We start from the raw sequence: 2,195 nt of genomic DNA on the forward strand, positions 1-2,195 counted from the left end.
TATTGCCTGCCGCAGTTCTTCTTCACGCAGGAATAGCTGATTGAAGCCTGTTTTCAGGTCGCTCATGTAGCCCGTTCCCTTGGCCCCGCCCATTGGTCATGCGTCCTTTTTGGCGCATGTTATGCCTATCATACCGACAAGCGGGGGGAATGGAATACGACTTCTTGAGGACTAGAACCGATAGGACAGCCCCAGCATGGCGGAAGGCTGAGTCTTTTCGGCAACAATGGGGCTTTTCCCGGCGTCACCGACGAGGCGCGACAGGCTGGTCGAGATCATCAGGCTTGTTGATGCGTTGATCTGATACATCGCGCTCAGGGTTGCGCCGATATCTTTGATGCCCGCTCCTGCGGTGTAACCGGCGCGGCCCGAGCGGCGGGATTGGGCGGCATTGATGCCGAAATAATCGCCCATATAGGCGCTATCGGCCAGGTGCTCTGGAGTTCAACGCCCAGCATGAGGCGGTCGGTAACGGGCAGCTTGGCCCCCAGGCTGGCGGTCACGGTGAACCCGTCGCTGCCGCCGATATAGCGCTGCGCGGTCAGCCCCGCCGTGAAATGCGAATATTCATATTCGGCCCCGAGGCTGAGGGTGGCGGCCCCATCGATGTCGCCAAGGCCGCGCAGCAGATTGGCTTTGCCGTCTTTGCGCTTGCCGTCCTTCTCGTCCCGGCCCATCGCATAGCCAAGGGCGGCGCTGACGCGGAAGGCATCGGTGGAAACGATATAACCGCCGACGCCGCGCGTGGTGGAGGCGAACAGCCGGTCATTCCAGGTCACTTCCGCCAGGGGCAAGGCGCCGAAAGCCAGCCGGTCGCTGCCCTCGTACTTCGGGGCAAACATCGCCCCGGCCCCCAGGCTGAAGCTCCAGGCGGAGGCGGGCTTTTCCGCGCCGCTCGCACCGGGAGCCGCTTTCGGCGGGTTTTGGGCGAAAGCCGGAAGACTGGTGACGAGAAGGGCGGATAGCCCCAGCCCCCGCACCCATCGGAGTGCGTTTCGGTCGATCATAGAACACCTTCAGCGAGAGAAACACGGATTCGGGGCCTCAGCCCGTGGAACCCGCAGGCACTATCGCCGCAGATTCCCCGAGAATCAAGATTAATTTCATGAAAAACATGAAATATTGAATGTTAAACCATGAGGCCGCCGCGCCGAACGGCGGAATGGCCGGTATCGGGCACGAACCGGGGGGCGACTTGAAAATTCAACGCGCCGATAACGCCGCGCGCGAGCGCCCCGCCCAAAAAGGCCGACCGCAGCCCTTCGCGCACCTGTTCGGGCAGCGGTTTGGGGGTGCGCACGACGAGATCGAGCCGATCTTGTTTCGCGAGCCCGTCGATTTGGATCGACCCCAATTGGGTCAGGTCGAGATCGACGACGAAGCGCTGCCCTCCGCCGTCATTATTGCGGTTGCGCTCGGCTTCCTCGTCGGAGACCTGATGCAGATACAGCCGGATCGGCTCGATCATTGCGCCGCCGGTCATCACGGGCAGCGTCAGCGCCCGCCAATCCGCCGCTGGGGTGCCGCGCGCCTCTTCCTCAGCGGCTTCGAATTCCTGCATCACGCCGTGAAGCGCGGCCCGTCCGCGCGCACTGCGCTCTAAGGCCGCCCGCGCCGAATCGCCGACGAGGGTGCGCAGATCGCCCTTCGCGGCCCCGCTGGCGAAAACCATAAGGCTCGCCGCCAACTGCGGGCCGATCTGCGGCAGCATGGCCCGCATCGCCTGCTCGGTGGGGCCGCCGATCTGCTGGGCGGCGGCCATCATCGCCGGAAGGCTCGGGTAGGTCGGGAAACCTGGGAGCGGCGTTTGGGACTGCGCGACGTTTGCCAGCGTATTGGGCGTCGCGGCGGGGGCGTTCAACTGCGCCACCAACTGCACCTGCGAGCCCGGTTGCAGTGGCCCCGCTTCGAGCGATAAAATTGCCGAGCCAACGGCGATGATCGGGCGGTTCTGCGCACCATTACCGATGACGGTTCCCGTGAGCGTCGGGCCTGAAGGCGTGGGTGTCGCCCCCCCCGGTTGCCCCGGCGGGACGGAAACCCCGCTTGTGGGGGCACCCGACAGCAGGGCGGCGAGGCCTTCCCGAAAAAACGCAAAAGCCGTTGCTGGCGGCGGGGCGGCGGGCAGCGCTGGGCGCGCGGGCAAGGCCAGTGCTATTGGCGGCGCTCGTCGCCTCCGGCTGCGGCGGCGTCAC

The 2,195-nt window shown here is 65.0% G+C and carries 1 protein-coding gene and 1 pseudogene; both read right to left on the reverse strand.

Features of this window, described 5'->3' with window-relative positions:
• Positions 1 to 171: 171 nt before the first annotated feature.
• Positions 172 to 1,007, reverse strand: a pseudogene (locus tag VZ95_RS16875) (MipA/OmpV family protein).
• A gap of 122 nt (positions 1,008 to 1,129) precedes the next feature.
• The gene (locus VZ95_RS16880) at positions 1,130 to 2,146 is read right to left on the reverse strand and encodes a hypothetical protein (protein WP_045776893.1); all 1,017 of its coding nucleotides are present in this window, start codon (positions 2,144 to 2,146) and stop codon (positions 1,130 to 1,132) included.
• Positions 2,147 to 2,195: the final 49 nt, after the last annotated feature.

It is taken from the genome of Elstera litoralis (genome assembly GCF_000963705.1).
GTDB lineage: Bacteria > Pseudomonadota > Alphaproteobacteria > Elsterales > Elsteraceae > Elstera > Elstera litoralis.